Source organism: Pseudomonas sp. GW823-FHT02E01, assembly GCF_058797535.1.
Genome location: NZ_JBXAJS010000001.1, coordinates 224,963 through 250,486 on the forward strand (window position 1 = coordinate 224,963; position 25,524 = coordinate 250,486).

24 protein-coding genes are annotated in these 25,524 nt (G+C 61.5%); 13 read left to right on the forward strand and 11 right to left on the reverse strand.

What is annotated here, in order from left to right; translation table 11 throughout:
• Positions 1 to 90: 90 nt before the first annotated feature.
• The gene (locus AC1RDQ_RS01020; protein WP_150814357.1) at positions 91 to 1,191 is read right to left on the reverse strand and encodes a polyamine ABC transporter substrate-binding protein; all 1,101 of its coding nucleotides are present in this window, start codon (positions 1,189 to 1,191) and stop codon (positions 91 to 93) included.
• A gap of 335 nt (positions 1,192 to 1,526) precedes the next feature.
• Between AC1RDQ_RS01020 and AC1RDQ_RS01025 the strand changes: the two genes are divergently transcribed.
• The gene (locus AC1RDQ_RS01025; protein ID WP_492585951.1) at positions 1,527 to 3,119 is read left to right on the forward strand and encodes a hypothetical protein; all 1,593 of its coding nucleotides are present in this window, start codon (positions 1,527 to 1,529) and stop codon (positions 3,117 to 3,119) included.
• 785 nt (positions 3,120 to 3,904) lie between these two features.
• On the opposite strand, the gene AC1RDQ_RS01030 is transcribed toward AC1RDQ_RS01025, so the two are convergent.
• Together AC1RDQ_RS01030 and AC1RDQ_RS01035 are read right to left on the reverse strand one after the other, a co-directional pair.
• Positions 3,905 to 4,660, reverse strand: a complete 756-nt coding sequence (locus AC1RDQ_RS01030) for an HvfC family RiPP maturation protein (protein ID WP_492585953.1) — start codon at positions 4,658 to 4,660, stop codon at positions 3,905 to 3,907.
• Positions 4,653 to 5,495, reverse strand: a complete 843-nt coding sequence (locus AC1RDQ_RS01035) for an HvfB family MNIO-type RiPP peptide maturase (protein ID WP_218496446.1) — start codon at positions 5,493 to 5,495, stop codon at positions 4,653 to 4,655. Before AC1RDQ_RS01035 ends, AC1RDQ_RS01030 begins: the two co-directional genes overlap by 8 nt.
• Positions 5,496 to 5,843: 348 nt before the next feature.
• Between AC1RDQ_RS01035 and AC1RDQ_RS01040 the strand changes: the two genes are divergently transcribed.
• Positions 5,844 to 6,890, forward strand: coding sequence for a class I SAM-dependent methyltransferase (locus AC1RDQ_RS01040; RefSeq protein WP_154862055.1), 1,047 nt, complete (start codon positions 5,844 to 5,846; stop codon positions 6,888 to 6,890).
• Between the two features lie 127 nt (positions 6,891 to 7,017).
• Entirely contained in the window at positions 7,018 to 7,860 is an 843-nt protein-coding gene (locus AC1RDQ_RS01045) for an NAD-dependent protein deacetylase (RefSeq protein ID WP_429521519.1), read from the forward strand.
• Positions 7,861 to 7,980: 120 nt separating this feature from the next.
• Here AC1RDQ_RS01045 and AC1RDQ_RS01050 read toward each other — a convergent pair whose 3' ends face one another.
• Entirely contained in the window at positions 7,981 to 8,877 is an 897-nt protein-coding gene (locus AC1RDQ_RS01050) for a LysR family transcriptional regulator (RefSeq protein WP_150814351.1), read from the reverse strand.
• Positions 8,878 to 9,052: 175 nt separating this feature from the next.
• Here AC1RDQ_RS01050 and AC1RDQ_RS01055 point away from each other — a divergent pair, with 175 nt between their 5' ends.
• The 3 genes from AC1RDQ_RS01055 to AC1RDQ_RS01065 are packed head-to-tail and all read left to right on the forward strand — an operon-like array spanning position 9,053 to position 11,646.
• Positions 9,053 to 9,751: a CoA transferase subunit A gene (locus tag AC1RDQ_RS01055; RefSeq protein WP_034150336.1), complete on the forward strand. Its 699-nt coding sequence runs from the start codon at positions 9,053 to 9,055 to the stop codon at positions 9,749 to 9,751.
• A gap of 36 nt (positions 9,752 to 9,787) precedes the next feature.
• Entirely contained in the window at positions 9,788 to 10,453 is a 666-nt protein-coding gene (locus AC1RDQ_RS01060; protein WP_008021761.1) for a CoA transferase subunit B, read from the forward strand.
• Positions 10,454 to 10,464: 11 nt separating this feature from the next.
• Complete coding sequence (locus AC1RDQ_RS01065) at positions 10,465 to 11,646, forward strand: acetyl-CoA C-acetyltransferase (RefSeq protein ID WP_492585955.1); 1,182 nt, start codon at positions 10,465 to 10,467, stop codon at positions 11,644 to 11,646.
• 247 nt (positions 11,647 to 11,893) lie between these two features.
• Here the strand turns inward: AC1RDQ_RS01065 and AC1RDQ_RS01070 are convergent, their stop codons facing one another.
• Positions 11,894 to 12,424, reverse strand: a complete 531-nt coding sequence (locus AC1RDQ_RS01070) for a chalcone isomerase family protein (protein WP_492585957.1) — start codon at positions 12,422 to 12,424, stop codon at positions 11,894 to 11,896.
• A 167-nt stretch (positions 12,425 to 12,591) separates the two neighbouring features.
• Here AC1RDQ_RS01070 and AC1RDQ_RS01075 point away from each other — a divergent pair, with 167 nt between their 5' ends.
• Together AC1RDQ_RS01075 and AC1RDQ_RS01080 are read left to right on the forward strand one after the other, a co-directional pair.
• Entirely contained in the window at positions 12,592 to 13,386 is a 795-nt protein-coding gene (locus tag AC1RDQ_RS01075) for a hypothetical protein (RefSeq protein WP_492586392.1), read from the forward strand.
• Positions 13,387 to 13,524: 138 nt separating this feature from the next.
• Positions 13,525 to 14,091 (forward strand): hypothetical protein, encoded by a 567-nt coding sequence (locus tag AC1RDQ_RS01080; RefSeq protein WP_489338740.1) that lies wholly within the window; start codon positions 13,525 to 13,527, stop codon positions 14,089 to 14,091.
• Positions 14,092 to 14,094: 3 nt separating this feature from the next.
• On the opposite strand, the gene AC1RDQ_RS01085 is transcribed toward AC1RDQ_RS01080, so the two are convergent.
• The 3 genes from AC1RDQ_RS01085 to AC1RDQ_RS01095 all read right to left on the reverse strand — a co-directional run bounded on the left by AC1RDQ_RS01085 (position 14,095) and on the right by AC1RDQ_RS01095 (position 17,077).
• Complete coding sequence (locus AC1RDQ_RS01085; protein WP_223504861.1) at positions 14,095 to 14,811, reverse strand: alpha/beta hydrolase; 717 nt, start codon at positions 14,809 to 14,811, stop codon at positions 14,095 to 14,097.
• A 181-nt stretch (positions 14,812 to 14,992) separates the two neighbouring features.
• The gene (locus tag AC1RDQ_RS01090; RefSeq protein ID WP_218496439.1) at positions 14,993 to 16,105 is read right to left on the reverse strand and encodes a succinylglutamate desuccinylase/aspartoacylase family protein; all 1,113 of its coding nucleotides are present in this window, start codon (positions 16,103 to 16,105) and stop codon (positions 14,993 to 14,995) included.
• A 192-nt stretch (positions 16,106 to 16,297) separates the two neighbouring features.
• Complete coding sequence (locus AC1RDQ_RS01095; RefSeq protein WP_090456345.1) at positions 16,298 to 17,077, reverse strand: ABC transporter substrate-binding protein; 780 nt, start codon at positions 17,075 to 17,077, stop codon at positions 16,298 to 16,300.
• A gap of 330 nt (positions 17,078 to 17,407) precedes the next feature.
• Here AC1RDQ_RS01095 and AC1RDQ_RS01100 point away from each other — a divergent pair, with 330 nt between their 5' ends.
• Positions 17,408 to 18,049 carry a type 1 glutamine amidotransferase gene (locus AC1RDQ_RS01100; protein WP_407516551.1) on the forward strand — a complete coding sequence of 214 codons (642 nt, stop codon included), beginning with the start codon at positions 17,408 to 17,410 and terminating at the stop codon, positions 18,047 to 18,049.
• Between the two features lie 144 nt (positions 18,050 to 18,193).
• Here the strand turns inward: AC1RDQ_RS01100 and AC1RDQ_RS01105 are convergent, their stop codons facing one another.
• Entirely contained in the window at positions 18,194 to 18,628 is a 435-nt protein-coding gene (locus AC1RDQ_RS01105) for a rhodanese-like domain-containing protein (protein WP_492585959.1), read from the reverse strand.
• Between the two features lie 101 nt (positions 18,629 to 18,729).
• Here AC1RDQ_RS01105 and ftrA point away from each other — a divergent pair, with 101 nt between their 5' ends.
• A complete protein-coding gene (gene ftrA / locus AC1RDQ_RS01110) occupies positions 18,730 to 19,758 on the forward strand; it encodes a transcriptional regulator FtrA (protein WP_492585961.1) in 1,029 nt (342 codons plus the stop codon).
• A gap of 63 nt (positions 19,759 to 19,821) precedes the next feature.
• On the opposite strand, the gene cobF is transcribed toward ftrA, so the two are convergent.
• Both cobF and AC1RDQ_RS01120 read right to left on the reverse strand, forming a co-directional pair.
• On the reverse strand, positions 19,822 to 20,577 hold the full coding sequence (gene cobF, locus AC1RDQ_RS01115; protein ID WP_407516547.1) for a precorrin-6A synthase (deacetylating): 756 nt from the start codon (positions 20,575 to 20,577) through the stop codon (positions 19,822 to 19,824).
• Positions 20,577 to 21,149: a histidine phosphatase family protein gene (locus AC1RDQ_RS01120; RefSeq protein ID WP_492585963.1), complete on the reverse strand. Its 573-nt coding sequence runs from the start codon at positions 21,147 to 21,149 to the stop codon at positions 20,577 to 20,579. The genes cobF and AC1RDQ_RS01120 overlap by 1 nt, the downstream gene beginning before the upstream one ends.
• 564 nt (positions 21,150 to 21,713) lie before the next feature.
• On the opposite strand from AC1RDQ_RS01120, the gene AC1RDQ_RS01125 reads away from it, so the two are divergent.
• The 3 genes from AC1RDQ_RS01125 (at position 21,714) to AC1RDQ_RS01135 (ending at position 24,826) form a co-directional block, all read left to right on the forward strand.
• The gene (locus AC1RDQ_RS01125) at positions 21,714 to 22,730 is read left to right on the forward strand and encodes an arginine N-succinyltransferase (RefSeq protein WP_492585965.1); all 1,017 of its coding nucleotides are present in this window, start codon (positions 21,714 to 21,716) and stop codon (positions 22,728 to 22,730) included.
• A gap of 49 nt (positions 22,731 to 22,779) precedes the next feature.
• A complete protein-coding gene (gene astA, locus AC1RDQ_RS01130; protein ID WP_492585967.1) occupies positions 22,780 to 23,814 on the forward strand; it encodes an arginine N-succinyltransferase in 1,035 nt (344 codons plus the stop codon).
• 142 nt (positions 23,815 to 23,956) lie between these two features.
• A complete protein-coding gene (locus AC1RDQ_RS01135; protein ID WP_492585969.1) occupies positions 23,957 to 24,826 on the forward strand; it encodes an isocitrate lyase/PEP mutase family protein in 870 nt (289 codons plus the stop codon).
• Positions 24,827 to 25,524 lie beyond the last annotated feature (698 nt).

The window sequence follows — 25,524 nt, forward strand, 5'->3', positions numbered from 1 at the left end:
GCGCCGGGTCAGTCGACACCTGCATTGACTGTCAGGTCGCTATCGCGAGCAGGCTCGCTCCTACAGGGATTTCACATAAATATCCCGGTGTTACTGATCGGACTTGATACTGGTCCAGACCCGGGTACGGACCCGCTCAAGCTTTTGCGGCAATGGCTGCACGACGTACAGCGTCTTCAATGCCTCGCTGGTCGGTGTCAGGTTCGGGTTGCCGGTGATGTCCTTGTTGATCAGCGCCAGCGAGTCCTTGTTGGCATTCGGGTAACCGAGGAAGTCGCTGATCGGCGCGATGACTTTCGGGTCCAGCAGGTGGTTGAGGAATTCGTGGGCCTCGGCGACGTTCTTCGCGCTTTTCGGGATAGCGAAGGTGTCGAACCAGATCGGCGCGCCTTCTTTCGGCAGGCGCCAGTCGACGACCACGCCGTTGCCCGCCTCTTTGGCGCGATTGCCGAATTGATAGAAGCTGCCGGAGTAACCGATGGCCACGCAGATATCGCCGTTGGCGATGTCGGTCATGTACTTGGCGGAGTTGAAATAGGTGACGTAGGGGCGAACCTTGAGCATCAATGCCTTGGCTTTTTCGTAGTCATCGGGGTTCTGGCTGTTCGGATCCAGCCCCAGGTAATGCAGGGCCAGCGGCAGGATCTCCGACGGTGAGTCGAGCATCGCTACGCCACAGGCCTTGAGCTTCTCCATGTTCTCGGGCTTGAACACCAGGTCCCAGCTGTCCACCGGCGCATTCTCGCCCAGCGCCGCCTTGACCTTGGCCGGGTTGAAACCGATCAACACGGTGCCATACATGTAGGGCACGCCGTACTGGTTGCCCGGGTCGTTCTTGTCCAGCAGTTTGAGCAATGCAGGGTCCTGGTGCGACCAGTTCGGCAACCTGGACTTGTCGAGCTTCTGGAACACGCCCGCCTTGATCTGGGTTTCGATGAACTGGTTCGACGGCACCACCAGGTCGTAGCCCGAGTTGCCGGTCAGCAGCTTGGCTTCCAGGGACTCGTTGGTGTCGAAGGTGTCCCAGGTCACCTTGATCCCGGTGTCCTTGGCGAAATCCTTGGGCACGGACGGCAGGATGTAGTCCGCCCAGTTGTACACCCGCAATTCGCGCTGTTCGGCATGCACCGCGCTGGCCAGCAGCGACAGTCCGCAAACGGTGGCGCCCAGTATGCGTTTCATTGAGTCCATGGATCATTTCCCCAAGTGTGGCGTGAGTTCGATGGTTTTTATGTTCTGTACACGGCAGCAGCCTTGAAAACAGCCAAGGGCAAGGAAGTGAAGCGTCTGGTTGTGGTTTTCACCTTGGGTTGCCGACTCAGCCACCCGCGTCTGATTCTTGCTGACGGCGTCGCCGGTTCACAGCGTGAGGCAGGCCAAAAGGAGATCGAAATGGCCAAAATACATGTCCGCTTTGATCAGCGGTGCGAGGCCTTTCACCGAAGGTTAGTCCAAACAGCCGATGCCCGGGCAGCCCCGTTGCTGCTTATTGCGCAACACACCAATAACAAGATCGCGAGGCTTCGATGCGTGCTCCACTCCTGCTTGCCCTGCCCCTGCTCGGCCTGCTCAGTGCCTGTTCCGAACCCTATAAACCGCAACCGCTGGCCAGCAACGGCAGCGCCACACCCTTGATCGGTAGCGCCGCTGTCGCGCAACCGCTGAACGGTACCATTCCCGCCAACCCCTACATGACCAGCAACGGCAGCAGCTACATGCATTCCGATGGCTACAGCTCCGACACGCACCCGGGACCAGGTCCGTTGGGCCGGGATGTTCAGGTGAACAGTCGCGATGGCAGCCGCAAGCCCGGCGGCATGTGCCCGATTCATACCTTCGATCAGCAGGGTCGCCTGGTGGTGTTGTGCGCCAACCTGATGCAGTTCGAACTGCAATTGCTCGAACCACGCACCCTCAAGCTGCTGGCCCGCTATCCGCTGCCGCCGCGTCCGTCGACTTTCCACGCGCTGATTACCCTGGACCCGGACAAGATCATGGCCGACACCTCCGGCGCCTATTTCTATGTCGACGAACAGAATCGCGTGGTCATCGCCGATGCCGAGCAGCACATCCAGCGCGTCGTGCATCGTCAGGATGAGTCCGGTGCGTGGTCGTTCGAAGCGGTCGACAACTGGGACCTGAGCGACAAGGTCCCCCACGATTGTGTGAAGCCTGCCAACTGGTTCCCCAAAGGCGAATGCGACCCCGTCACCGGGGTCATGCCCGATCACCGGGGCTTGATCTGGTGGATCACCCGGCGCGGCCGCATCGGCACCCTGAACCCCGACACCGGCAAGGTCCAGGGCATTCAACTGGCCAACGAAGAAATCCAGAACGGCATGTCGGTGGCGGCCGATGGTGTCTATCTGGTGTCCGACCACGCCATGTACCGCTTCGTCGCCGATGCCGAGGGCAAGCCCCTGCAAGGCTGGCGCGAAGTCTATGACCGCGGCACCGGGCGCAAGGTCGGCGCGATCAATCAGGGCAGCGGTACCACCCCGACCCTGCTCGGCGAGCGCTACGTCACCATCACCGACAACAGCGACGGACGCATCAACCTGCTGGTCTACCGTCGCGAGCAGGACTACGCCGGCAATCGCCTGATCTGCAAGCTGCCGGTGTTCGACAACAACGCCTCGGCCACCGACAACTCGGCCATCGGCTGGGGTCGCTCGATCATCCTCGAGAACAACGCCGGCTACACCAGCGCCTTCGCGCAGAAGGACTGGCAGGCTGTGCACGGCGGCATCAGCCGCATCGACATCCGCAACGATGAGTCGGGCTGCGACCGGATCTGGGAATCGAAGGAACGTTCGCCTTCGGTGGTCCCCAAACTCTCGGTGAGCAACGGTCTGCTGTACTTCTACACCTTCGAGCCGCAGCCCGACGGCGAGAACGCCTGGTACCTGATGGCGCTGGATTTCGACAGCGGCCAGACCCGGTTCAAGGCGCTGAGCGGGGTCGGCCAGGCCTTCGACAACAACTGGTCGCCGATCACACTGGCGCCGGACGGCACGGCCTATGTCGGGACTTTCGGTGGGTTGGTTGCTCTTTGGGACAAGGGTGTGAATGCAACAAACGAGCAACCACGCGTGAGTGCCAGTGGCAGCCAACCCTGAAAAGCGATTCGAGCCTCCCACAGGGGATCGGGGGCACCTTTGAGACATTGGTCGGCTGTCAAGGCCGTCATCGCGAGCAAGCTCGCTCCCACAGGTATCGAGTACATCTGCAAGATTTCGGTCGGCCGGCAGGCCGTCATCGCGAGCAAGCTCGCTCCCACAGGTATCGAGTACATCTGCAAGATTTCGGTCGGCCGGCAGGCCGTCTTCGCGAGCAGGCTCGCTCCTACAGTTGGGCTGGGTACACTCGAAAGAAATTGGTCGGCTGGCTGGCCGCCATCGCGAGCAAGCTCGCTCCCACAATTTGATCGGTGTACATCAGCAAGAAATTGGTCGGCTGTCAGACCGCCTTCGCGAGCAAGCTCGCTCCCACAGAAGAGCAAAAGCAGATCGGCGTACACAAACGCTCTTCACCACTCATCAGGTCGAGCGTTAGCTCGCCTGCAGCTTTTGATCTTGATCCACCCGCCCCCTCGGCAGGCTGAGTGGAGGTGTTCATCCGGGGATTGGCGCGCAGCGCCGTTCGACGCAGTCGAACACATCGCATGTAGGTGCCAGCGAAGCCAACCGGAGGGCGATGCCCCCGGATGAATGCCGGAGCGAAGGAACCCCGAGCCTTGGCGAGGGGCCGTACGTTCGGGGCGAGACCTTTGGTTCCTTTGGGGCGTTTGCCAAAGGGACTCGCCGTAAGGGCGAAACCGCCAGCCGCCGTTACCGCAGCAACGGATATGTACTCAATCAACCAAGAACCTGGTCGGCCCAAAGGCCGCCAAGGTCAAAGAATATCAACCAACACCAACAACCCCCTCCCCATGCAACTGCCGCAACAACACCACCCCACCCTCCAGAAACTCCGGAGCCCCCACCGCCCCCGCCTCGACCGCCAGTCCTTGCAACTGCTCACGCCCGGTCAACTCGGGAAACTCGCCAATTCGCAGCAACAACCGCCACGCCAACGGACTCAATTCAGAAAACCTCACACTCCAGTCCTCGGCGCGACGCACCAGCAACAAGGTCGGTTGAGCAGGCGCCACATCAGGCTGGTAATCCGGCCCCACCCTTTGCACCGGCCAGGCATACGCCAACGGCCAGGCCAGCGGCGATACCCGCAAGGGCCGATCCAGCAGCAACGCGGCATCACCACCCACCAGAAGCTCGGCGTCAGACTGTTGCAACGCCATTTCCACCCACTCGTAATGCGCCAGCTCCACCATGAACGGCGGCCACGGCCCATCACTCAACGCCTGAGGCCCGGCCGCGAGAAACTCGACAAACTCCTGGGCAATCTCACCGAATTTCGGCGTGCGGGCGCGGTAGTCCCGTAGAAAGATCCGCACCAGCGAACGCCAGTGCTCGTCACCCAGAATCTTCACCAACACCGGAAAGGTGCCACTGAGCAGCGAAGACAGGTTGGCGAACACCAGATCGCGATAAACCAGGGCCCGCGCCGGGTCCATTTCGGTGGGTGGCCCGTTGCGTTCAGGGTCGCGCAGGTACAGGCCCATGGTGGTTTGCTGATGCAAAAGACTCGACTTACCCACGGTTCACGCCCTCCTGTTGCAGGCGGCGAATGGTCTGCAATTCCGCCACCAGTTCAGCGAAGACGGGAAAGTTGAAATCCCGCTCCAGCAAGGTCGGTTGCGCACCGAACCGGGCATAAGCCTGGGCCAGCAACGACCACACCGCCGGTTTGACCGAAGCGCCATGGGTGTCGATCTTCAAGGTGTCAGACTCATCGAAATGTCCGGCAATGTGCATTGCCACCACCCGCCCCGAATCGATGCCAGCCAGGAACGCCTGCGGATCGAAGCCGTGGTTGATCGAATTGACGTACACGTTGTTGACGTCCAGCAACAGGTCGCAATCGGCCTCGCGCAGCACGGCATTGGTGAAGGTCACCTCGTCCATGTCCTGTTGAGGCGCGGCATAGTAAGAGACGTTTTCCACCGCCAGGCGTCGCCCGAGAATGTCCTGGGCCTGGCGGATACGCGCGGCGACGTGGTGCACCGCCTCTTCGGTAAAAGGCAACGGCAACAGGTCGTACAGGTGACCGTCATCGCTGCAATAGCTCAAATGCTCGCTGTACAGCGGCACGTTGTAGTGATCGAGAAAACCCCGAACTTCCTGCAAAAAACCAACGTCCAGCGGCGACGGCCCACCGAGGGACAGGGACAGGCCATGACAGGACAATGGATAGCGTTCCGCCAGGGCCCGCAATGCCGCGCCGTGGGCACCGCCGATGCCGATCCAGTTTTCCGGTGCGATTTCCAGAAAGTCGAAATCGCCTGCTGGTGCGGCCTGGAGGTCTTTGAGTAAACCGCGACGCAGGCCAAGCCCTGCGCTGGCCTTGGCTACGGGGGGAATGGAGGTCTGCATGGTGTCGATCTCACAAGATGTTCAAGGACGCGAGCCGGTGCCCGCCATGAGACAGAGTTAATCGAAGGGGTGTATCAGGACTGTGTTCGGCTGGGGCCGGAATTAGAGGTCACTGTGTCGAAAAGGGGTCTGGATACAGTGGGATACACGCCCGCTCCCACAGGGTCGTGTACCGCCAGAAAAAACGTTGCTTTCGTCGCGCCAGACCGCGCGGTACAAGGCCCGAACTAAACTTACTGCACACAGGGCCCGCTTGGTGCCCTGTACATTCCCACGACCACCGCCCAGTGGCGATCCCCTCGCCAGACAATGCCTCTGGACCGTGATCCTACTGAAGGAGCACACATGATGGACGAGGCCAGACTCAACGATTTCATGGGCAAACTGGTTAATGACATGGGCGGCGCGGCGATGCTCGCCAACGTCATCCTCGGCGAAGAACTCGGCCTGTACCGGGCGATGGCCGACAGTCAGCCCATCACCCCTGAAACCCTTGCCGAGAAAACCGGCTGCAACACCCGCCTGCTGCGCGAATGGCTCAGTGCCCACGCCGCCTCAGGCTACATGGAACACCAGGACGGCCAGTTCCGCCTGCCCGAAGAGCAGGCCATGGCTTTGGCAAAAGAAGACTCACCGGTTTATGTGGCGGGCGGGATCGGCGTGGTCGCGTCGTTTTTCCATGACAAGGACAAACTGGTCAACGCCATGCGCGGCAACGGCGCCCTGCCCTGGGGCGATCACCATCCGTGCATGTTCAGCGGGACCGAACGCTTCTTCCGCCCCGGCTACAAAGCCCATCTGGTCGCCGAATGGTTGCCGGCCCTCGACGGCGTAGTGGCCAAACTGGAAGCCGGGGCCAAAGTGGCGGACATCGGCTGCGGCCATGGCGCCTCGACGGTGATCATGGCCCAGGCGTTTCCGGATTCGCGCTTCGTCGGTTTCGACTACCACGCGCCGTCCGTTACCGTTGCCACCCAACGGGCCGAAGAAGGGGGCGTATCCAGTCGGGCCAGGTTCTTCCAGGGCACGGCCAAAAGCTACCCCGGCAGCGACTACGACCTGATCTGCTACTTCGATTGCCTGCATGACATGGGCGACCCGGTGGGCGCGGCCAAGCATGCTTATGAGTCGTTGAAGGACGACGGCACGGTGCTGCTGGTCGAGCCCTACGCCAACGATTTGCTCGACGACAACGTCAACCCGATCGGACGCCTGTTCTACGCGGCGTCGACCTTCATCTGCACGCCCAATTCGCTGTCCCAGGAAGTCGGCCTCGGCCTCGGTGCCCAGGCCGGTGAGGCGCGTTTGCGCAAGGTGTTCAGCGAGGCCGGTTTCACCCGTTTCCGGCGGGCCACGGAAACACCGTTCAACCTGATCCTGGAGGCGCGTAAATAAATACTGTCTGCTTTTTGTAGGAGCGAGCTTGCTCGCGATAAACGCGATCACGCCGCGGGGTGTCAGGCTTACAGTGTTATCGTTGACGACCATCGCGAGCAAGCTCGCTCCTACAGGCCTGCACAGCATGTTCGACAATCTGATCCATGAACAGCTCGATCGCCTCCATCAGCTCATGGCGGATCAGCCGTTTGCCGTGCTGACCGGGGCCGGCATCAGCACGCCTTCGGGCATCCCGGATTATCGCGACAGCCAGGGCGTGCGACGGGGCCGGCAGCCGATGATGTACCAGGAGTTTCTCTCGGCCCCGGAGTCCCGGCGACGCTACTGGGCGCGGGCGATGCTCGGCTGGCCGAGGGTGCGTCTGGCGCAGCCGAACGAAGCCCACGACACCCTGGCTCGCTTGCAAGACACGCGACAGATCAGAGGGCTGATCACCCAGAACGTCGACACCCTGCACGACCAGGCCGGCAGCCGTGACGTGATCGAACTCCACGGCAGTCTGCATAGGGTGTTGTGCCTGGATTGCGGCCGGCACAGCGAGCGCGATTCGATCCAGCACTTGATGGAAACACAGAACCCCTACCTGGCCGGCGTCGACGCGGTGCAAGCGCCGGACGGCGACACCTTGCTCGACCCGGCCTTTGAGGCACGCTTCCAGGTCCCGCACTGCCCGCATTGCGCCGGGGAACGGATGAAGCCGGATGTGGTGTTTTTTGGCGAGAACGTCGCACAGGCCACGGCGGCGAAAGCGATGGCCGCCGTCGAACAGGCTGCCGGGCTGTTGGTGATCGGCTCGTCGCTGATGGCTTATTCGGCGTTTCGCTTGTGCCGGGCGGTGGTGGATCAGGGCAAGCCGTTGATTGCGATCAACCTGGGCAAGACCCGGGCGGACGAGATTCTGGATTTGAAGATCGAGGGGTCGTGCGAGCGGTTGTTGCCAATATTGGCGAAGCTACTTGGCAACTGACGAAACCCGATCCCTGTGGGAGCGAGCTTGCTCGCGATGACGGTGGATCAGCCAATAAACTGTCTGGATGTGCTGGCCTCATCGCGAGCAAGCTCGCTCCCACAAGGTCCCCCATACAACTCACGAAAATCGCTGCCCAAGGTTTTCCTCTTTCAGCACATCAAACATCGCCTGCGCCGCCGCCGACAGCTCGCCCCCCGGCAACGTCAACACCCCCAGTGCCCGCTCCACCACCGGGTCGCGCAAGGTGATGCAACGCGCCCCCAGTTCACGCATCTGCCCCGCGCACAAGGCCGGCACCGCGCTCACGCCCAGGCCACTGGCGACCATGCGCCCGACCGTCGCCAGTTGATGGCTTTCAAATTCCACCGGCAGCTTCATGCCGCGGGCCTGCAGATGCTCTTCAAGCATTACTCGCACAGTGGACGGACGCTGCAAGGTAATGAACGGCTCCTTGAGCAGGGTCTGCCAGTCGATGTCATCGAGTTCGGCCAGTGCCGAATCCAGAGGCACCACCGCGACGAAACGGTCGATGTACAACGGCGTGAATTGCAGCGACGAACTCTGGGTCGGTTCAAAGGCCACTCCCAGCTCCACCTGGCGGTCACGGACCATTTCCAGCACCTGCTCGTTGATCACGTCATTGACCGTGACGTTGACATTCGGATAACGGGCGCGGAAGGTCTTGAGGATCGGCGGCAGCAGGTTGCCGGCGAACGACGGCATCGCCGCCAGGGTCACGCGACCGCGCTGCAGGGTGAAGCGTTGACGCAGTTCATCCTCGGCATTGTCCCAGTCGGCGATCAACCGGCGCGCCAGCGGCACCAGGGATTCGCCTTCGGCGGTGAGCGCCACGTTGCGCGTGTTGCGGGTGAACAAGCGCCCGCCCAGGCCCTCCTCCAGCGCCTTGATGGTCAGGCTCAGGGCCGATTGCGACAGGTGCAGGCGCTCGCAGGCCACGGCAAAGCTCAGGCTCTGGGCCACGGCCAGAAAGGCGCGGATCTGCTTGACGGTCATGGGGCAACGCTCCGGTTGTAAGCTACAGGTTCTAAGCTGCAAGAGACTGGGCAGCACATTATTGAGCTTTATCAATCAATCCGCTCTAAAAAACAACTTAACAAATTAATCTGACAGCGAGACACTCCATTCCATTCGGCTAGCCAGCCGCCCACAAAGAATAAAAGAGGTGCATATGGCAGGTTTCGACAAGCGCGTGAGTTCCTACGAGGAAGCTCTGGCAGGTCTTGAAGACGGCATGACCGTGATCGCTGGCGGCTTCGGCCTGTGCGGGATCCCGGAAAACCTGATCAACGAGATCAAGCGCAAGGGCACCCGCGATCTCACCGTGGTTTCCAACAACTGCGGCGTCGACGGTTTCGGCCTTGGCGTACTGCTGACCGACCGCCAGATCAGCAAAGTGGTCGCGTCCTACGTCGGCGAAAACAAGCTGTTCGAAGAGCAGCTGCTCAAGGGCGAAATCGAAGTCACCCTGACCCCGCAAGGCACTCTCGCTGAAAAAATGCGCGCAGGCGGTGCCGGCATCCCGGCGTTCTTCACCGCCACCGGCGTTGGCACGCCTGTCGCCGACGGCAAGGAAGTCCGCGAATTCCATGGTCGCAAGTACCTGATGGAAGAATCCATCACCGGCGACTTCGCCATCGTCAAAGGCTGGAAAGCCGACCATTTCGGTAACGTGATCTATCGCCACACCGCCCAGAACTTCAACCCGCTGGCGGCCACCGCCGGCAAGATCACCGTGGTCGAAGTCGAAGAAATCGTCGAACCCGGCGAGCTGGACCCGGCGCAGATCCACACCCCTGGCATCTACGTCGACCGGATCATCTGCGGCACGTTCGAGAAGCGCATCGAACAGCGCACCGTGCGTAAGTGATCCCCTGCCCCCGGACCGAATGAAGGAATAAAAACAATGGCACTTTCCCGCGAACAAATGGCTCAACGCGTCGCCCGCGAAATGCAGGACGGCTTCTACGTGAACCTGGGCATCGGCATTCCGACCCTGGTCGCCAACTACATCCCCGAAGGCATGGAAGTCATGCTGCAGTCGGAAAACGGCTTGCTGGGCATGGGTCCTTTTCCTACTGAAGACACCATCGATGCCGACATGATCAACGCCGGCAAGCAAACCGTGACCGCACGTATCGGTGCTTCGATCTTTTCCTCGGCCGAGTCCTTCGCGATGATCCGCGGTGGTCATGTCGACCTGACCGTGCTGGGCGCCTTTGAAGTGGACGTGCAAGGCAACATCGCCTCGTGGATGATCCCCGGCAAACTGGTCAAGGGCATGGGCGGCGCGATGGACCTGGTCGCCGGCGCAGACAACATCATCGTCATCATGACCCACGCATCCAAGGACGGTGAGTCCAAGCTGCTGTCCCAATGCAGCCTGCCGCTGACCGGCGCCGGGTGCATCAAGCGTGTACTGACCGACCTGGCCTACCTGGAAATCGAAAACGGCGCGTTCATCCTGAAAGAACGTGCGCCGGGCGTCAGCGTCGAAGAGATCGTCGCCAAGACCGCAGGTAAACTGATCGTGCCGGACCACGTACCGGAAATGCAGTTCGCTGCCCAGTGAGGAATCATTCCATGCAAGAAGTCGTCATTGTTGCCGCCACGCGCACCGCGATCGGCAGTTTCCAGGGTTCGCTGGCCAATGTGTCCGCCGTCGACCTGGGCGCTGCGGTGATCCGCCAGCTGCTCGCACAAACCGGCCTGGATCCTGCGCAAGTCGATGAAGTGATCATGGGCCAGGTGCTGACCGCCGGCGCCGGGCAAAACCCTGCGCGCCAGGCCGCCATCAAGGCCGGCCTGCCCTTCGCCGTGCCGGCCTTGACCCTGAACAAGGTCTGCGGCTCCGGTCTCAAGGCCCTGCACCTGGGTGCCCAGGCGATTCGCTGCGGCGATGCCGACGTGATCATCGCCGGTGGCCAGGAAAACATGAGCCTGGCCAACTACGTCATGCCCGGTGCCCGCACCGGCCTGCGCATGGGTCACGCGCAAATCGTCGACACCATGATCAGCGATGGCCTGTGGGATGCGTTCAACGATTACCACATGGGTATCACCGCCGAGAATCTGGCCGAGAAATACAGCCTGAGCCGCGAGCAACAGGACGCGTTCGCCGCCGCCTCGCAACAGAAAGCCGTGGCCGCCATCGAAGCCGGGCGCTTCGTCGATGAAATCACGCCGATCCTGATCCCGCAGTGCAAGGGCGATCCGCTGTCCTTCGCCACCGACGAACAACCACGGGCCGGCACCACCGCCGAATCCCTGGGCAAACTCAAAGCCGCCTTCAAGAAGGACGGTTCGGTGACCGCCGGTAACGCTTCGTCGCTGAACGACGGTGCCGCGGCCGTGATCCTGATGAGCGCCGAAAAGGCCAAGGCCCTGGGCCTGCCAGTCCTTGCAAAAATCGCCGCCTACGCCAACGCAGGCGTCGACCCGGCGATCATGGGCATCGGCCCGGTGTCGGCCACCCGCCGCTGCCTGGACAAGGCCGGCTGGTCCATCGACCAGCTTGAGCTGGTTGAAGCCAACGAAGCCTTCGCCGCGCAATCGCTGGCCGTGGCCAAGGACCTGGAATGGGACTTGAACAAGGTCAACGTCAACGGCGGCGCCATCGCCCTGGGTCACCCGATCGGTGCCTCGGGTTGCCGCGTGCTGGTGACCCTGCTGCATGAAATGCTCAAGCGTGACGCCAAGAAAGGCCTCGCCACCCTGTGTATCGGTGGTGGTCAGGGCGTGGCACTGGCGCTCGAACGGGCTTAAGCCAACAGCGTTCAACAGACGGCGCGGGGACCCACGAAGATCCGTGACCGCCTGGAAAAACACCCGGTGCGATGCAAGTCGCACCGGGTTCTTTTTTGCCTGCGTTTTTTTTCAGATGGACCGCGTCATCGTTCATCGCGAGCAAGCTCGCTCCCACAGGTTTTTGTACTGGTCACAAAATGGAGCCACACCGCCAAACACTGTGGGAGCGAGCTTGCTCGCGATGAGGCCCGGATCATCGCAAAGTTTACGGCGCCACGCCCAACAACTGCTGACGCAACTTGGGGTTGCCGGTACGCGGATCGAGCCAGATGGCAAAAAACGCCTTGGCGAATTGCAGGTCCTTCACATCACGCAGCAGCTGCTGACCGAGAAAAAACCGCACGCCCTGCCCCGGCAGATAGACACCGGTCAGCCGCGTGCCGGCCTGTACGTCGACGAACGACTGTTGCATCTGCACGTGCCAGGACGCCAGTTGCTCGGCACTGACCGAGGTGCCGGCGAGTCGCTTGATTTCCCTGACGCTGGCATTCACCAGGTCATCACGGGAAATGCTGCGCTGGTAGATCAGCTCCAGGGCGAACGGCTGATCGTTCGCCAGGGGGCGCGAAGTACTCCAGAGCCGTGCGCTGTAGACATCGAAGCCGTACTTGCGAAACTCACCACTGCCGAGGATTTGCGCGCCGGGCAGCGAGTCCTGCCAATTGGCCAGGGCCTGGCAGCTCAGCAAGACAAGCAGCCACAGACCATGGCGCAGGGGTGAACGTTGGCGTTTCAAGGTGAGCTGTCCTCATCGTGGGATGCCTTGATAAAACGTTTGCGCAAAAGAGCCTTTCGTAGAACTCGAGAAAATCTCTATTTTTGTATACAAAACTTACATGCACATAAAGCAATCTACCCGCTGCAATGTTACCGTTGCCACCTCACAAGGTCGGAGACGTGCGCGTGTTGATCCTCAAACTGCTGGTGATCCCAGGCTTCCTGCTGCTGATTTCCCTGGCTGGCAAACGCTGGGGGCCGAGCGTGGCCGGTTGGTTGTCGGGGTTGCCGGTGGTGGTCGGGCCGATCCTGTTGTTCCTCGCCCTCGAACAAGGCCAGTCGTTCGCTGCGCAATCAGCCACCGCCGCGCTGTCAGCCATGTTCGCGATGATTGCGTTTTGCGTGAGCTACGCCCAGGTCGCACAACGGGCCGGATGGCCGCTGGCGCTGTTGAGCTCGCTGTCGGTCTGGGCACTGGTGGCGGTTGTCCTGTCGTTGATCCCGGCCTCCCTGGTGTTTTCGGTGTGCGCCGCCGCCACCGCGCTGCTCGCCGCACCGTACCTGTTCCCCACTGTGCAACCCGTGCTCAGTGGCCCGGTGCCGAAATCCGACAAGCTCCTGTTGCGCATGGTGGCCGGTGCATTGCTCACCCTGGTGGTGACACTGCTGGCCAGCACCGTCGGTGACCGCTGGAGCGGCCTGCTGGCAGTGTTCCCCGTATTGGGCAGCGTGATGGCGGTGTTCTCCCAGCAAACCCGTGGCCCGGCCTTTACCGCCGCGCTGCTGCGCGCCACTGCCACCGGCATGTACTCGTTCGCCGCCTTCTGCCTGGTGTTGGCCCTGGCCCTGCCGACGATGGGAATGAACGCTTTTGTGCTGGGCGTCGCGGTGTCGGTGGCCATGTTGGGCGTGACCAAACGCCTGCTGGCGCGGCCAGCCAGCCCGGCGACTGACACTCAAAGAGCAGCCATCAAACGCTAAGCTGCATCAGCTCATCGAGCGGCCCTGAGCATAGGTGGGTGTTCAGCCAAGGTGACCGCTGGGTAGAGCACGCTGGAATGCATCGCAACCTCCATGGGATGATCGCGCCCCACCGCGCGCACATCCCTGGAGATTCCGATGTCATTGTTGAGTAAAAAAGCCCTTGTACTGCTGCTGGCAGCCGCTACCGGCCTTGGGGCTTTGAATGCGCAGGCCGCCAAGTCCACTTCCAGCGATGCGCCCGCCCATAAAGTCTCCATGCTCGGCAGCAAGTTCACCTTCAACCTGCCCAAGGGTTTCGTCGCCAACCCGCTGCCGGCCAGCCCGGACGGTGCCAGCGGCACCCTCTACAGCAATGAAACCACCAAGACCGTGGTGATCGCCGCTGAAAACACTCTACCCAACGGTATCAGCGTCAAGGACAACGACGGCGGGTTCCTCGACGGCACCGTGGCCGATTTCGATGCGGCGCAACACAAATCCCTGCCCGACTACAACAAGCTCAGCGAGAAAGCCCTGACCCAGAAAACCGGGCTGGGCCTGCGCCAGATCGACGGCACTGCCACGCAAGGCGGTGGCATGACCCTCACCACCACGCTGATGGCCGCATCCGGCACTCGCATGGCGGTAATCCAGGTGATTTCCCGCCCCGGCGACATGGCGGCCCACGAAACCCTGGTCAAGCAGATCGTCAGCGGAAAATGAATGTCAGGGGTTGAGACGCTGCAACCAGGCGCTCAAGTCCTGTATCTCGTCGGCGCTGATGCTGTGACCGACACCTGGGTAGCCGTGGAACTCGGGTTCGAGTGACACGCTCTGCAGCAGGCTGTTGGCTTCAGTACCGTCGCTGTAGGGAAGGCGTTTGTCCTGCTCGCCATGCCCGATGAAAATAGCCAGCGACTGGCGTTTTTCATCCGGCTGGAGCTCGGACTTGAGCACCGGCAGAATCCGTCCGCTCAACGCAGCGATCCCGCCTAGCGCCTCGGGATGCCGCAGGCCTGTTTCGTAGGTCATGATCGCGCCCTGGCTGAAGCCGACCAGGAACACCTTCTCCGGTTCGGTGTGATATTTCTTCGTGGCCTGTGCGACGAAATCCAGCAACAACTGGCCGCTGGACTTCAGATCATCGGTCTCGCCGTTGTAGGCCCCTTCGCCCTTCTTGCGAAACCACTGATAGCTCCCCGCCTCCATCACCAAGGGTGCCCGCACCGACAGGTAGGTGTAGGACGCGGGCAAGTCATCCTTGATGCCGAACAGGTCCTGCTCGTTACTGCCGTAACCGTGGAGGAAAATCACCAGGGGTTGATGGTTCGAATCGGCGTTGGCCTGCTCCAGATACTTGAGCGGCAAGTCGGTTTGCAGCGGAGTTTGGGCGTGGACAGCGGTGGATACCAGGAGCGTAAGCAGCGCGAGAATCTTCAACATGGGTCTTCCTTCACTGAATGCAGGATTCGCGCAAGAGCCTAACACTGTGCAGTAGACAGGAACATCTCAGGCGTGGCCGATGCCGCCTTCGCGAGCAAGCCCGCTCCCACAGGGAACGCGTAAACCCTGTGGGAGCGGGCTTGCTCGCGAAGAGGCCAGAACAGACGGCGAAGTACCTGGCTCAGTCGTTGATCAACTTGCCCACCCGAATCGGCTCGCGCCCGGCGACCTTCGCCTGCCAGCTGCCTGGCTGGGTGTAGCGCCCACGGTCGATGGCGAACAGCACACCGCTGGTGCCGGCCTGCACGGTGGTGACCTTGTCGTTCAACGGGTCGACCACCTCGAACAGTGCATCGCCCTTCTCCACCCACTCCCCGGCCTCGCGCAGGAAGCTGACCACGCCGTGATGCGGGGCGAACAGGTATTGGGTGCCTTCGAATGGCATGCCTTCACAGCATTCGGCCGGTGCCGCCGGCCAGGTGCCGGAGATGAATCCCTGCTCGGCGAGGAACCCGAGAATGGCCTCGCAATTGGCCTGGGCCTGATTGACGCGGGTGTCTCCCATGCTGCCCAGTTCCAGGGTGGTCGCCAGGTTGGCCGGTGGAATCGCCGCCGCCGGGAACGCCCTGGCCAGGCGCAACCATGGCGAAGAACAGGATTCATCGAACGAACTGCCGCCGGAGTCTTCACACAACAACGCCACGCCGGCCTGCAAACGCGCCGCCAGGGATTGCCACTGCGGCCAGTGCTGCGGCAACGCGTAGATGTGGATCGCCGCATCGAAATCGCAATGCAGGTCGAGGGTGATGTCGGCGTCGCAGGCATGGCGCAGCAACAGTCGATGCATGGCTTCCAGCTGCGATGCCGCTGCCGGCAAGCTGTCGAGGACCTGGCCCATGGTCTGGCGAATCAACGCAATGTTGGCCTGGGCATCGCTGCCGAGACGATCACCGATCAACGCGGCCACCGGCGCACTGAGTTCGACGAACGAGCGGTTGAAATTCTTGCCGCTGCCGAGCTCGAAACGCCCCATGTGGCTGCCTTGCAGGTGCTGGTCGAGGCCAATGGGATTGGCCACCGGCACCAGTTCGATCACACCCTTCAATTGTCCCTGTTGTTCAAGTTCGGTCAGGCGCTTCTTCAACTCCCAGGCCGTGCGCATGCCCGGCAATTCGTCGGCGTGCAGGCTGGCCTGGATGTACACCTTGCGCGTGCCCGCGCCATAACGAAACACGCTGAGGGTACGCTCGCTGCCCAGGTGGCTCCAGGGCAGTTTGTGGTCGATGCGTTGCATATAAACTCCTGAAAACAGAGAAACCTGTGGGAGCGAGCTTGCTCGCGATGGCGTTCATTCAGTCGAAGCCATTTTGCCTGACCCACCGCTATCGCGAGCAAGCTCGCTCCCACAGGTATCTTCTTCGCTGAAAAAATTGCACAAAAAAAGTGGCAGCCGCGTCAACGGCTACCACTTTCTTGAACGGCTCGCTTACTCGCCGTAAACGTCAAACTTGAAGTACTTGTCCTGCACTTGCTTGTACTTGCCGTTGGCGCGGATTTCGGTGATGGCGGTGTTGAACTTGTCCGCCAGTTCCTTATCGCCCTTGCGCACGGCAATGCCTGCGCCGCCGCCGAAGTATTTCGGATCGTTGTACTCAGGGCCGACGAAGGCAAAACCTTTACCGGCGTCGGTTTTCAGGAAACCGTCGTCCAGGTTGACCGAGTCGGCCAGCAGCGCGTCAATGCGGCCGGAGACCATGTCCAGGTTGGCTTCCTGCTGGGAGCCGTAGCGCACCAGGACAATCCCCGCCGGTTGCAGCACTTCAGTGGCGAAGCGGTCGTGGGTACTGGCGCGCAGCACACCGACTTTCTTGCCCTTGAGTTCGGTCAGCGGGTCCTTGACGTCGCTGCCTTCCTTCATCACGAAGCGCGCCGGGGTGTGGTAGTACTTGATGGTGAAATCGACGTTCTTCTTGCGGTCGTCAGTGATGGTCATGGACGACAGGATGGCGTCGATTTTCTTGACCTTCAGCGCTGGGATCAGGCCGTCGAACTCTTGCTCGACCCAGGTGCACTTGGCTTTCATCTGCTCGCACAGCGCATCGCCGATATCCACGTCGAAACCGGTGAGTTTGCCGTCAGGGGTTTTCATCGAGAATGGCGGGTAGCCGGCTTCGATACCGATGCGGATCGGCTTGGCGTCTTCGGCCACGGCGGTCAGGGACAACATCGACAGTGCCAGGGCACCGAACATCACTAGCTTCTTCATTTTTAACTCCTGTGTGCGGAGGCTTTTATTGGCAGCTTCGATTGGCAGCGTTCGGTCATCGCTTCGTGAGCGGAAACCGAAGTGGCCGGCAGTCTAGAGCGGCTACAGGAGGGTAAATTACGCCAAGGCGACAAATATTTATAGAAAAGTGGCACCCGGAGAGAGGCACCGAGGTGAACGCGCCATGACGGTGCAAAGTCTGTCAGACATGCCGCGTTTTCAGAGCAAACCTACAGGTTTTCCGGCTCCATCCGACAGAACGGGACGGCTGGCGATGCCCGGTGTTTTGCGGCACATTGAGCGCCCTTGCGTCCCATCGAGAGTAGCGTGATGCCCACGTTGAACCTGATCCAGCACCACTGCGCCGAAGGTCCGGGCGCCATCGCCATCTGGGCCGAATCCCGAGGGCTGACGCTGAAGGTGTTTCGCGCCGACCTCGGCCAATTGCCGCCCGTCAGCGCCGATCCCGTGATCCTGTTGGGCGGGCCTTATGAATCCAATGCCGGCCCGGCCTGGCTGGAAGCCGAACGGCAATGGCTCAGAGGCACGCTGGATCAGGACGCGGCCGTGTTCGCCATATGCCTGGGGGCACAGTTGCTGGCGCTGAGCCTGGGCGGGAATGTACGGCGGATGGACCGGACCGAAACCGGATGGACCACCGTGACCTTTATCGATGGGAAAACGCTGAAGGTGCTGGAGTGGCACGAAGACGCCATCGACCTGCCGCCTGCGGCGCAGCTGTTGGCCAGCAGCGAGCACTGTGTGCAGCAGATGTACCGCGCCGGGCCGGCGCGGCTGGGTCTGCAGTTTCATCCGGAGTGGAACGCCGAGTCGGTGGCCCTGCTCAATGCGCATTTTGGCGATGAGTCGCCTTTGCCCCGAGGGCCGCAGGACGATGCGGCCTACGCCGATGTGCTGGCGTGGTTGCAGGCGACACTGGATGAGTGGTGGGCGGCCGCTTCCTTTCGCTGAAATACATACCTGTGGCGAGGGGGCTTGCCCCCGTTGGAGTGCGAAGCGCTCCCGACACTCTCGACTATTTCAGAGATTCCGGGGTTGCTGTGCAACCCAACGGGGGCAAGCCCCCTCGCCACAATGATCAATGGTGTTTGGATATCAGCATTCACAACCCATCACAGCATTCACCGGCCGCTGCACCCCGACACTCAACTCAAACCCTTCATCGAGCCACCCTGTCACGCCGCCGATCATCTCCTTGACCGGATAACCCAGGGCCGCCAGTTTCACCGCCGCCTTGTTGGCGCCGTTGCAGTGAGGCCCGGCGCAATAGACCACAAACAGGCTGTTTTTCGGATAACCCGCCAAACCTTCGGCGCTCAGCAAGCGCCTGGGAAAGTTGATCGCTCCCGGTACATGCCCGCGTTCGAACGCCAGCGGACCCCGAACATCCACCAGAATGAAATCGACTTCGCCAGCCTGCTGGCTGCCGTAAACGTCGGAACAGTCGGTTTCGAACGTCAGACGGTTACTGAAATGCATCAGGGCGATGGCCGATGGGGCGGCGGGAATTTCGCGAACCAGGCTGGTCATGGGCTGTACTCCAAAGAGGTGGTGGGTGTGGAAAGACTTTATCCGCCAGCCACTTGCGGCTACAGTGGCGTACAAGACACTCACCGGGAACTTTCCGCCAAATGCAACCCATTCCAGGAATGGTCGCGATTCTGGCCTACGACGGCCTGTGCACGTTCGAGTTCGGCATTGCCGTGGAGATCTTCGGCCTGCCACGACCTGAATTCGATTTTCCGTGGTACGAGCATCGTATCGTCGCGGTCGATCAAGGTCCGATGCGGGCCATGGGCGGCATCCAGGTACTGGCCGATGGCGGCATGGAGTTGCTCGCCGATGCCCGCACCATCATCATCCCCGGTTGGCGCGACCGCAGCGCCACGGTGCCAGCAGAACTGATCGCTGCTTTGCGCCAGGCCCATGCCCGGGGGGCGCGGTTGCTGTCGATCTGCTCCGGTGTTTTCGTCCTCGCCGCCACCGGGTTGCTCGACGGGCACGGTGCGACCACGCACTGGCGCTATACCTCGGAACTGGCCGAGCGGTTTCCCGGCATCCTCGTGGACCCGGACGTGCTGTATGTCGATTCCGGCCAATTGATCACCTCCGCCGGCAGCGCAGCAGGCATCGATGCCTGCCTGCACCTGGTGGCGCGGGATTTCGGCACCCAGGTGGCCAACTCCGTGGCGCGGCGCCTGGTCATGTCGCCGCAACGCAGCGGTGGTCAGGCGCAATTCATTCCGACGCCGGTCAGTCCTGCACCACGCAACGATCTTTCCCGCGTCATGCAGTGGGCACGTGAGCGTTTGCACGAGCCGCTGGAGGTGCGCGACCTGGCCAGCGAAGCCGCCATGAGCGAACGCACCTTCCTGCGCCGCTTCACCGAAGCCAGCGGCCAGTCACCGAAAACCTGGTTGCAGCACGAACGTCTGGGCCGCGCCCGTGAACTGCTGGAAAGCAGCGACCAGAACACCGAGCAGATTGCCGAACGCTGTGGTTATCGCTCGGTGGAAAGTTTCCGGGTGGCGTTTCGAACGGTGGTTGGCGTGCCGCCTTCGGTGTATCGGGAGCGGTTTGGGCGTGGGGGTAACACTTCACCTTCGGTTGACCTTCAAGGCCCAATCGCGAGCAGACTCGCTCCCACACCGATGGTGTGAACACTGAAGATCCACTGTGGGAGCGGGCTTGCTCGCGAAGGCGTCAGCCCGGTCACCGACTGATCAGGGTTTTCGCAGCAGATAGGTATCCATGATCCAGCCATTGGCCAACCGCGCCGCCTTGCGCACCCGTTCGATTTCATCCGCGACATCCTTGAGCTTGCCGCTGATCAGGATTTCATCCGGCGTCCCCAGATAGGCCCCCCAGTAAATCTCGGTGTCCTGATCCACCACCTGATGGAAAGCATCCTGGGCATCGAGCATCACCACCAGGCTGTCGGCATCGCTCACCTGCCCTGCCGCCAGGCGCCGGCCGGTGGTGATTTCAACGGAGCGGCCAATCTGGTTGAGCGGCACCTTGTGTTGTGCCGCCAATGCCTGGACGCTGGTAATCCCGGGAATCACCTCGAACTCGAACCCACAGGCGCCCGAGGCCTGGATCGCCTGAAGGATACGGATGGTGCTGTCGTACAGCGCAGGGTCGCCCCACACCAGAAAACCACCACACTGGCTGTCGGACAGCTCTTCATTGATCAACCGTTCGAAGGTCTGTTGTTTGGCCAGGTTCAAGTCGTCGACACTGCTCTTGTAGTCCACCTCACCGCGCTCACGCTCGGGGCTGTGGGCTTCGACAAAACGGTAGTCGTGGCCGGTGATGTAGCGCTCGCAGATTTCGCGGCGCAGATCGATGAGTTTGTCTTTGCTCTGGCCCTTGTCCATGAGAAAAAAAACATCGACCTGATTCAGCGCCTTCACGGCCTGCATCGTGATGTAGTCGGGGTTGCCGGCACCGATCCCGATGACCAGGAGTTTTTTCATCACAACAGCTCCTCGGGATCGATGCCCGGAAAGCGCAGCCGCCAGCGGTCATGGAACCTCAACTCGACGGCCGACAGGGGTTCGACATCAATCAGGTTGGACGCGCCCCCCTGCAACACTTGCGTCAGCGCGGCGCGGATGACAAAGGGATGAGTAACGGCAACGATGTGCCCTGGCGTCGATTGCAAGGTTTTCAGCCAGGCGCCCACCCGCTCGCCCAGTTGCACCAGCGACTCACCACCGTGGGGGGCCGAAGCCGGGTCGTCCAGCCAATGCTGGAGCGCCTGGGCTTCGGTTTTTTGCAGATCACCGATGCGCTCACCGCCCCAGCGCCCGAAATCGCAGTCCTTCAAGGCGTCGACAATCTGCGGCGCACTGCCGAACAGTCCAGCGGTTTGCCGGGTGCGCAACTCCGGACCACAGACAAGGCGTTGAGCGCCCTTGAACTGATTGCGACGGGAAAGCCTGAGCGCTTGCCAATCCATCTCCAGAGGCTCGTCCAGAGGAAAGCGCGCCAATTTCTGTGCGACGGTTCGAGCGTGGCAAATCAGGGTTAAACGGGTTGCCTGCACCAGCAATCACTCCAGGGATGGAAAGAAACGACGGCGTCAGGTGACCGCCATCGCGCAATTGTGCCGCAAGAAAGCAGGCCCGGGTGGTGTTTAATTTTCCTGTTTGAAACGGATTCCTTCAGTCATTTCCTGCGAGATTTTCTGTCATGGCTGACCGCAATGCAGGCAATCGCCTACAAGACTTTACGACATCGGCGTAGCCCCGTAGTACAGGCACTTCGCACCTTTTTCGGGCACCAGCAGACCACGCGAAAATTCACTAGACAGGCAGTACGCGATGATTAAATACTCCTTTCAACGGATTGTTAAAACACGTGCCACACTCATCCAGCAGGAGCCCGGATGCCTTTACTCGAACACCCGATCAACGCGCCTGGCCAGGCACCACCTCCGACCGAACCGCCTGCTCCTCGTTTAATGCGGTCCATCCCAAGAAACATCCGATAAGAAAAAGCGTGGCGCCTGACAACGTTCAGATGACCACCGATTTAATGTGTGGAAAAACCGACAGTGATAGTCAGGTTCGGCTCAAGCCGCCGAATCGTTTGATACAGGAGTGTCTCCATGCTGGTCTTGCGTCCAGTCGAGTTGGCCGACCTGCCCCAGTTGCAGAGGCTGGCCCGTGAAAGCCTCGTGGGCGTCACGTCCCTGCCCGACGATAGCGAACGGTTGCGCGGAAAAATCCTCGATTCCTGTGCCTCGTTCGAAAAGGACGTGCAGGCTCATGGCCCGGAAAACTATTTCTTTGTACTTGAAGACCTGACGACGCGGCACCTGGCCGGCTGCTCGGAAATCCTCGCCACGGCGGGTTACAACGAGCCGTTCTACAGCCTGCGCAACCGGCACTTCACCAGTGCCTCGCGGGAACTGAACATCGAGCACGGTGTACCGGCCCTGTCGTTGTGTCACGACCTCAGTGGTCACACCTTGCTGCGGGGCTTTCATATCGATGCCGCGCGAGTGCGCAGCGCGCATTCCGAACTGCTGTCGCGGGCGCGCCTGTTGTTCATCGCCGCCCACGCCCGGCGTTTTTCCGAAACGGTGATCACCGAGATCGTCGGCTACAGCAGTGATGAAGGCCACTCGCCATTTTGGGACGCCGTGGGCAAGCATTTCTTCGACTTGCCCTACGTCGAGGCCGAACGGCTTTGCGGTCTGCAGAGCCGCACCTTTCTCGCCGAGCTGATGCCGCAGTATCCGATCTACGTGCCCATGCTGCCCCAGGCGGCACAGGACTGCATCGGCAGCATCCACCCCGATGGCCAGGAAGCCTTCGATATCCTCGAACGGGAAGGCTTCGAAACCAACAGTTACATCGATCTGTTCGATGGAGGCCCGACGCTCTATGCGCGCACCTCGAGTATTCGCTCCATCGCCCACAGCCAGTGCGGCATAACGCAGCCTGGCCCGGTGATCGACACCCGCGGCAGCTTTCTGGTGAGCAACGAGTCCTTGAAGGATTACCGAGCCATCGTCGCCGATCTTGATTACATCCCCGGACAACCCGTGACCCTTGACGCAGCCATGTGCACGGCGCTGAAGGTGACCGAGGGCAGCCCCGTCCGGCTGGTGGCCCTGTGAACACCCGCCAGATTCAACGCCCGAGCACCCGCGCACAAGGAACCGCCCCATGATTGTCCGTCCGGTCCAGATCACCGACCTGCCCGCCTTGTTCACGCTGGTGCGGCAAGCCATTCCGGGGCTTACCAGCCTGCCGGCCGATGAAGAACGCCTGGCCTACCGGATTCGCTGGGCCCAACGCACCTTCGCCGGACAGGTCGACCGGGCCGATGCCGATTACCTGTTCGTGCTCGAGGATGACGAGCAGCAAGTGGTGGGCGTCAGCGCCCTGACGGGGGGCGTCGGTCTGCGCGAGCCCTGGTACAACTACCGGGTCGGACTGACGGTCAGCGCCTCGGCGGACCTGGGTATCCAGCGCCAGATCCAGACCCTGTTCCTGAGCAATGAATTGACCGGGCAATCGGAAGTCTGCTCGTTGTACCTGCGCCCCGATCAGCGCCAGGGCAGCAACGGCCGTTTGCTTTCCCTCGGGCGCTTGTTGTTTGTGGCCGAGTTTACCCAGCTGTTCGGCAACCGGCTCATCGCCGAATTACGCGGCAGTGCCGACGAACGAGGCGGCTCGCCGTTCTGGGACAGCCTCGGCCGGCACTTTTTCAAGATGGATTTCAGCCACGCCGATCACTTGTCCGGGCTGGGCAACAAATCGTTCATCGCCGAACTGATGCCGCGCCAGCCGCTGTACACCTGCCTGCTCACCGAACAGGCCCAGGCGGTGATCGGCAAGGCCCACCCCAATACCGAGCCGGCCCTGAAAATCCTCAGCGCCGAAGGCTTTGCCCACCAGGGTTACATCGATATCTTCGACGGCGGGCCGGTCATCGAAGCCCCGGTTTCCGGGATCCGCACCGTGCGCGACAGCCAACCGCTGTCACTGGCCATCGGCTCGCCGGACGATAAAGCGCCCCTCTGGCTGATTCACAACCGCCGCCTGGAAAACTGTCGCATTACCTGCGCCCCGGCCCGACAGGTAGGCCACAGCCTGGTGGTTGATCGCCTGACCGCCAAGCGCCTGCAGCTGCAACCCGGAGACTCGGTGCGCGCCGTGCCGCTGCTTGACCAGCGGCAACAGGCCGTGGCGGCGTGACCTATCAGTTCCATCGCGGCGATGTCAATCGGCCTGACCCAGCAAATTCGTCATCATTCTCCCCTTGCGCGCGTGATAGCCTTTTATTTCTTCGGCGTTGACACTTTTGCTCAAGCCCTTCCATTCCATTGGTGGAACTCATATGTCCAGGCTTTCCCATCAAGATTTGCGCCACAATTTTCGCCAACTGTTCGCCTCCAACACCTGCTACCACACGGCCTCGGTTTTCGACCCGATGTCGGCCCGCATCGCCGCCGACCTGGGCTTCGAAGTCGGGATCCTCGGGGGCTCGGTCGCATCGCTGCAAGTGCTGGGCGCCCCTGACTTTGCCCTGATCACCCTCAGCGAATTCGCTGAACAGGCCACTCGCATCGGCCGTGTCGCCCAGTTGCCGGTGATTGCCGACGCCGACCACGGCTACGGCAACGCGCTCAACGTCATGCGCACCATCGTCGAACTCGAACGTGCGGGCGTGGCTGCGCTGACCATCGAAGACACCCTGCTGCCCGCGCAGTTCGGCCGTAAATCCACCGACCTGATCACGGTCGCCGAAGGCGTCGGCAAGATCCGCGCGGCGCTCGAAGCCCGCTGCGATTCGGAAATGGCAATCATCGCCCGCACCCATGCCGGGATTCTGCCGGTGCAGGAAATCATCAGCCGCACCCGGCAATACCAGAGCGCCGGCGCCGACGGGATCTGCATGGTGGGCATCAAGGACTTCGACCATCTGGAGCAGATCGCCGAGCACCTGAGCGTGCCGCTGATGCTGGTGACCTATGGCAACCCGCTGCTGCGCGATGACAAACGCCTGGCCGAACTGGGTGTGCGCGTGACCATCGACGGCCATGGCGCGTACTTCGCCGCGATCAAGGCGACCTACGACAGCCTGCGCGAACAACGCCAGATCCTCACCCAGACGTCGGACCTGAGCGCCACCGAGCTGACGCACACCTATACGCAACCCGAGGAATACATCCGTTTCGCGGAGGAGTTCATGAGCGTGAAGGAATGACGGTTTAAACCGACCCGCCGCCATCGCGAGCAGGCTCGCTCCCACAGTGGATTTCTGTTGAACACAAATCTTGTATTCACCCGGAGTCCCTGTGGGAGCGAGCTTGCTCGCGATGAGGCCGTCAAAGCCAACATCCCTGCCGCCTGACACGCCGCCATCGCGAGCAAGCTCGCTCCCACAGTGGATTTCTGTTGAACACAAATCTTGTATTCACCCGGAACCCCGTGGGAGCGAGCTTGCTCGCGATGAGGCCATCACAGCCAACATCCCTGCCGCCTGACACGCCGCCATCGCGAGCAGGCTCGCTCCACAGTGGATTTCTGTTGAACACAAATCTTGTTTTCACCCGGAGTCCCTGTGGGAGCGAGCTTGCTCGCGATGAGGCCATCACAGCCAACATCCGTGCCGCCTGACACACCGCCATCGCGAGCAGGCTCGCTCCCACAGTGGATTTCTGTTGAACACAAATCTTGTATTCACCCGGAATCCCCGTGGGAGCGAGCTTGCTCGCGATGAGGCCGTCACAGCCAACATCCCTGCCGCCTGACCCGCCGCCATCGCGAGCAGGCTCGCTCCCACAGTGGATTTCTGTTGAGCACAAATCTTGTATTCACCCGGAATCCCCGTGGGAGCGAGCTTGCTCGCGATGAGGCCGTCACAGCCAGCATCCCTGCCGCCTGACCCGCCGCCATCGCGAG

Excerpts from the sequence above, each read along its gene's own strand:
- AC1RDQ_RS01055 (WP_034150336.1), top strand. The coding sequence starts at position 9,053 with ATGGCAGGTTTCGACAAGCGCGTGAGTTCCTACGAGGAAGCTCTGGCA.
- AC1RDQ_RS01085 (WP_223504861.1), bottom strand. The coding sequence starts at position 14,811 with ATGTTGAAGATTCTCGCGCTGCTTACGCTCCTGGTATCCACCGCTGTC.
- cobF (WP_407516547.1), bottom strand. The coding sequence starts at position 20,577 with ATGAAAAAACTCCTGGTCATCGGGATCGGTGCCGGCAACCCCGACTAC.
- AC1RDQ_RS01035 (WP_218496446.1), bottom strand. The coding sequence starts at position 5,495 with ATGCAGACCTCCATTCCCCCCGTAGCCAAGGCCAGCGCAGGGCTTGGC.
- AC1RDQ_RS01100 (WP_407516551.1), top strand. The coding sequence starts at position 17,408 with ATGCCCACGTTGAACCTGATCCAGCACCACTGCGCCGAAGGTCCGGGC.
- AC1RDQ_RS01020 (WP_150814357.1), bottom strand. The coding sequence starts at position 1,191 with ATGGACTCAATGAAACGCATACTGGGCGCCACCGTTTGCGGACTGTCG.
- AC1RDQ_RS01090 (WP_218496439.1), bottom strand. The coding sequence starts at position 16,105 with ATGCAACGCATCGACCACAAACTGCCCTGGAGCCACCTGGGCAGCGAG.
- AC1RDQ_RS01065 (WP_492585955.1), top strand. The coding sequence starts at position 10,465 with ATGCAAGAAGTCGTCATTGTTGCCGCCACGCGCACCGCGATCGGCAGT.
- AC1RDQ_RS01040 (WP_154862055.1), top strand. The coding sequence starts at position 5,844 with ATGGACGAGGCCAGACTCAACGATTTCATGGGCAAACTGGTTAATGAC.
- ftrA (WP_492585961.1), top strand. The coding sequence starts at position 18,730 with ATGCAACCCATTCCAGGAATGGTCGCGATTCTGGCCTACGACGGCCTG.
- AC1RDQ_RS01060 (WP_008021761.1), top strand. The coding sequence starts at position 9,788 with ATGGCACTTTCCCGCGAACAAATGGCTCAACGCGTCGCCCGCGAAATG.
- AC1RDQ_RS01045 (WP_429521519.1), top strand. The coding sequence starts at position 7,018 with ATGTTCGACAATCTGATCCATGAACAGCTCGATCGCCTCCATCAGCTC.
- AC1RDQ_RS01025 (WP_492585951.1), top strand. The coding sequence starts at position 1,527 with ATGCGTGCTCCACTCCTGCTTGCCCTGCCCCTGCTCGGCCTGCTCAGT.
- AC1RDQ_RS01105 (WP_492585959.1), bottom strand. The coding sequence starts at position 18,628 with ATGACCAGCCTGGTTCGCGAAATTCCCGCCGCCCCATCGGCCATCGCC.
- AC1RDQ_RS01050 (WP_150814351.1), bottom strand. The coding sequence starts at position 8,877 with ATGACCGTCAAGCAGATCCGCGCCTTTCTGGCCGTGGCCCAGAGCCTG.
- AC1RDQ_RS01080 (WP_489338740.1), top strand. The coding sequence starts at position 13,525 with ATGTCATTGTTGAGTAAAAAAGCCCTTGTACTGCTGCTGGCAGCCGCT.
- AC1RDQ_RS01095 (WP_090456345.1), bottom strand. The coding sequence starts at position 17,077 with ATGAAGAAGCTAGTGATGTTCGGTGCCCTGGCACTGTCGATGTTGTCC.
- AC1RDQ_RS01125 (WP_492585965.1), top strand. The coding sequence starts at position 21,714 with ATGCTGGTCTTGCGTCCAGTCGAGTTGGCCGACCTGCCCCAGTTGCAG.
- AC1RDQ_RS01135 (WP_492585969.1), top strand. The coding sequence starts at position 23,957 with ATGTCCAGGCTTTCCCATCAAGATTTGCGCCACAATTTTCGCCAACTG.
- astA (WP_492585967.1), top strand. The coding sequence starts at position 22,780 with ATGATTGTCCGTCCGGTCCAGATCACCGACCTGCCCGCCTTGTTCACG.